The sequence below is a fragment of the Polaromonas sp. P1_E1_2 genome (assembly GCF_056406035.1).
In genome coordinates, this window is the sequence record NZ_JBFUAZ010000451.1 from 1 (window position 1) to 3,576 (window position 3,576).

Here is a 3,576-nt window from a genome sequence, read left to right on the forward strand (position 1 = left end):
GGCGCGTACGCCGCGGTGCGGCCCTCGCAACGGCCAGGCGCGTGTTCTCCAGCACCATCACACCGCACTCCAGCGGCACCTCGCTGGCATCGCCGATCGGCCGGCCCTTGGCGTCGAAACCGAGCACATACCAGCACTCACCGCCCAGGTCGAGGTAGGCGGCGCGTTTTTCGGGGCGGCGCAGGTCGCCCAGCAGGTCGGAGCGGTGCACCTTGATCTCGTGCACGATCGGCTCGACGTATTCCTGCACCGTGGTGTTGCGGATGGAAAACACATCGGGCCGGGCGATGCACCAGCGGGCCTTGCCGCCTTCTTCTTCGGGCGGCAGCTGGGCGCGCAGGCCCAGGCCGCGCCAGGTGATGCGGCCGGCACGCACCATTTCGCAGGCCACCTGCTCGACCAGTGCCTCATGCTTTGAAAGCGCCGAGCGGTTGCGCACGAGCACGGTCGCCAGGTAGGCCACGCCGGCATCGGTCACGCGCAGGGTTTCGTGGCCTGCAGGGCCGGCCACGCGCTGCAGCATGCCGGTGGCCAGCAGTTCGATTTCCAGCAGGTCCTGGCAGGGCCAGCCGGCGGAGCGGTAGACCTCACGCAGACGCCGGGCGTGGGGGCGGCCCAGCGGGGGCGCAGGGTCGGCAGTCTGCGTTGCGGGGTTTTCAGGTGTAGCAGTCACGAGAGCATTCATGGGGAAATAGCGGTTTGAGCCGGCTGCAGGGTGGCTGCCGGCGCCTTGAAAACCGTTCGGAAACAGGCGTGAAAGACAGAGCTTAAATCAAGCCGGGCCTTAAGGGAAATGAGCCGTTGGCGCAATACTGACGGGCGCAAGCAGCTATCAATACGATAGCGTTACAGCGTTTCCGCGTCCACCGCAGGCGGCGGTGGTTGTCCTGCGAAGCGGGTCGCCGGCCAAGCGGTCCAGGGGGAGTCAAAGCGGGAGGATCTCGAAGCGTGCGTTGTCCAGGTTGTCGCCCAGCGGCCGCATCGCCGCCAGAATCGCGTCGGTCTCGGCGTGTTGCCAGAGCGCGATGACCTGTTCCTCCGCTTCCGAGGCGTTCTCCAGCGGCAGGCCTTCGTGCAGCGTTTGCGTCAGCATGTAGGCCTGCAGCGAGGGAAGCACATATTCAGGGCCGCCCAATGCGAATTCAAGCGCCATGCGAAAACGCAGTTCGGCCGCTGCGCGCTCGTCGGCGGTCAGGGTTGGGCATTCGACGAGGTTGACGGTGTACGGGCGTTCGTTGGCGCGGTTTTGGTTGCTCATGGAAATTCCTTTGAACGGGCTTTATAGCAAATAACGTTTGCCCGTGTGATGACAGGTGCTACGTGGCTGCGGGTAAAAGCGGAAGCGCGGCCAGTGCATGCTTTGCACAAAATATTTATGAAAAAAGTCGATGAAACCCAATATGGACGAGCGCGAGCAGCTATGAAAAACGTAGCGCCTGCGGCCGCTGAAAGCAAGCACTCAAGCCGAAGTGCCCGGCGCAGCTTGCCTGAAAGGGCTGCGGCGTTCCAGGTCGTCCATGTAGTTGTCGATGCCGGCGCCTTCTCGCGCCAGGAAACGCTCGACCGCATCGGCAAACGAGGGGTGCGCCAGCCAGTGGGCGCTGGTGGTTTTGACGGGCAGCAGGGCGCGGGCCATTTTGTGCTCGCCCTGCGCGCCGCCTTCAAAGCGCTGGTAGCCGTGCTCAATGCACCACTGCAGCGGTTGGTAGTAGCAGGCTTCAAAGTGCAGGCAGTCGACACGGGCAAGAGCGCCCCAGTAGCGGCCGTAAGCAACCAGAGACTGGCTCTCAGCGTCTCCTGGGCCAGGATCTCTTTCTGGACGGGCACTGACGGCGATCAGGCTTGTCGCGATGGGCCGCCGCTTGCCGTCGGTGTTGTGCTCCGCCACAAACAGCAGCCAGTTCTCCGGCATGGTGTCCTGCATACGATGGAAGAAGTCGCGGCTGAGGTAGGGCGCGTTGCCGTGCTCGTAATAGGTGCGCTCGTAGCAGCGGTAGAAAAAGTCCCAGTCGGCGTTGCTGATGTCCTTGCCCAGCGACCAGCGGAAAGTGATGCCCGCGTCGGCGACCTTGCGGCGCTCCTGGCGGATCTTTTTGCGCTTTTCCTGGCTGAGCGACATCAGGAAGTCATCGAAGTCGCGGTAGCCTGCTGGCGGTCCTGTCCAGTGGAACTGCACCGTATGACGCAGCATGAGGCCCGCATCTTCACAGGCCGTGACATCTTCGTCGGCGGTAAATAGCAGGTGCAGGGACGAAAGGTCTTCCTCGGTGCACCAGGCCACCAGGGCCTTGATCAGCAGGCTGCGTTCTTCGGCCGTGCGGGCCAGCAGGCGGGCGCCGGGTACGGGGGTGAAGGGCACGGCGACCAGTGCCTTGGGATAGTACTCAAGCCCATGCTGCTGGTAGGCATTGGCCCAGGCGTGGTCGAACACGTATTCGCCGTAGGAATGCTCCTTGAGGTAAAGCGGAGAGGCGCCTGCCAGCACCTTGCCCTGCCAAAGGGTGACAAAACGCGGCGTCCATCCGGTTTCGGGCGTGGCGCTGCCGCTTTCGTGCAGCGCGGCCAGGTATTCGTGGCGCATGAAGGGGTTCGCGGGCTCGCCCGGGCTTTGTGCCGCCAGCAGGGCGTTCCACTCGGCCGCATTCACCTCCAGCGGTGAATTCAGCACGCGAATGACATAATCGTTTGAGTTCTTTTTCACGTGTTTTCGGGGTTCTACTTCAACATGCCACTCAAAATCTGCGTTGCCCAATTGAACTATTGCGTCGGCGATATGCCGGGTAATGCGCAAAAGATCATCGACGCTGCCCGCACGGCCTATGAGGGCGGCGCCCGGCTGCTGCTGACGCCTGAGCTGGCCATTTGCGGCTATGCGGCAGAAGACCTGTTCTTGCGCCCATCGTTCATCCAGGCCTGTGATGATGCCGTGAATCTGGTGGCCCGCGAGCTGGCCGGGTTAAAAGGCCTGACAGTGGTGGTGGGCACGCCCACCCACGGCGACAACGGCAAGGGGCTGCGCACCAAAAGCGTGGAAGTGCAGCAGCGCCACAACGCGGCCAGGGTGCTGCGCGAGGGCCGCGTCGTCGACACCCATGCCAAGCGCGAACTGCCGAATTACCAGGTGTTTGACGAACGCCGCTATTTCACGCCGGGGCAGGGCACTTGCGTCTTCCAGGCCGGGGAGGGCGATGACGCCGTCAGCGTCGGGCTGCTGATCTGCGAAGACGCCTGGTTTGAAGAGCCGGCACGCCTGGCCAGGGAAGCGGGGGCCGAACTGCTGGCGGTCATCAACGCGTCGCCGTTTCATGTCGGCAAAGGCGGCGAACGCGAGCAGATGATGCAGGTCCGGGCGCAGGCTACCGGGTTGCCGCTGATTTATGCGCACCTGGTAGGTGGGCAGGACGAAATCGTGTTTGAAGGGGCGTCTTTTGCGCTGCAGGCCGATGGCACGCTGGCCGGAAGGGCTGAAAGTTTCAAGGAAAATCTGTTTGTAATCGAGGCGGGACGTGCGCAAGCAGCTATTAAATTAATAGCAGGCACGGCGCCGGAACGCAGCCACGAGGCGGACTTGTGGGA

4 protein-coding genes are annotated in these 3,576 nt (G+C 63.3%); 1 reads left to right on the plus strand and 3 read right to left on the minus strand.

Annotation, left to right across the window (positions count from 1 at the left end):
- The 3 genes from AC1D1P_RS17790 to AC1D1P_RS17800 form a co-directional block, all read right to left on the minus strand.
- Positions 1 to 685, minus strand: a 685-nt coding sequence (locus tag AC1D1P_RS17790) for a hypothetical protein (RefSeq protein WP_477673880.1), incomplete at its 3' end; no start/stop codon positions are given.
- 240 nt (positions 686 to 925) lie between these two features.
- Positions 926 to 1,258: a hypothetical protein gene (locus AC1D1P_RS17795; protein WP_477673881.1), complete on the minus strand. Its 333-nt coding sequence runs from the start codon at positions 1,256 to 1,258 to the stop codon at positions 926 to 928.
- 201 nt (positions 1,259 to 1,459) lie between these two features.
- Positions 1,460 to 2,701: a GNAT family N-acetyltransferase gene (locus AC1D1P_RS17800; RefSeq protein ID WP_477673882.1), complete on the minus strand. Its 1,242-nt coding sequence runs from the start codon at positions 2,699 to 2,701 to the stop codon at positions 1,460 to 1,462.
- Positions 2,702 to 2,725: 24 nt separating this feature from the next.
- Here AC1D1P_RS17800 and AC1D1P_RS17805 point away from each other — a divergent pair.
- On the plus strand, positions 2,726 to 3,576 hold an 851-nt coding region (locus AC1D1P_RS17805), incomplete at its 3' end, for a nitrilase-related carbon-nitrogen hydrolase (protein ID WP_477673883.1).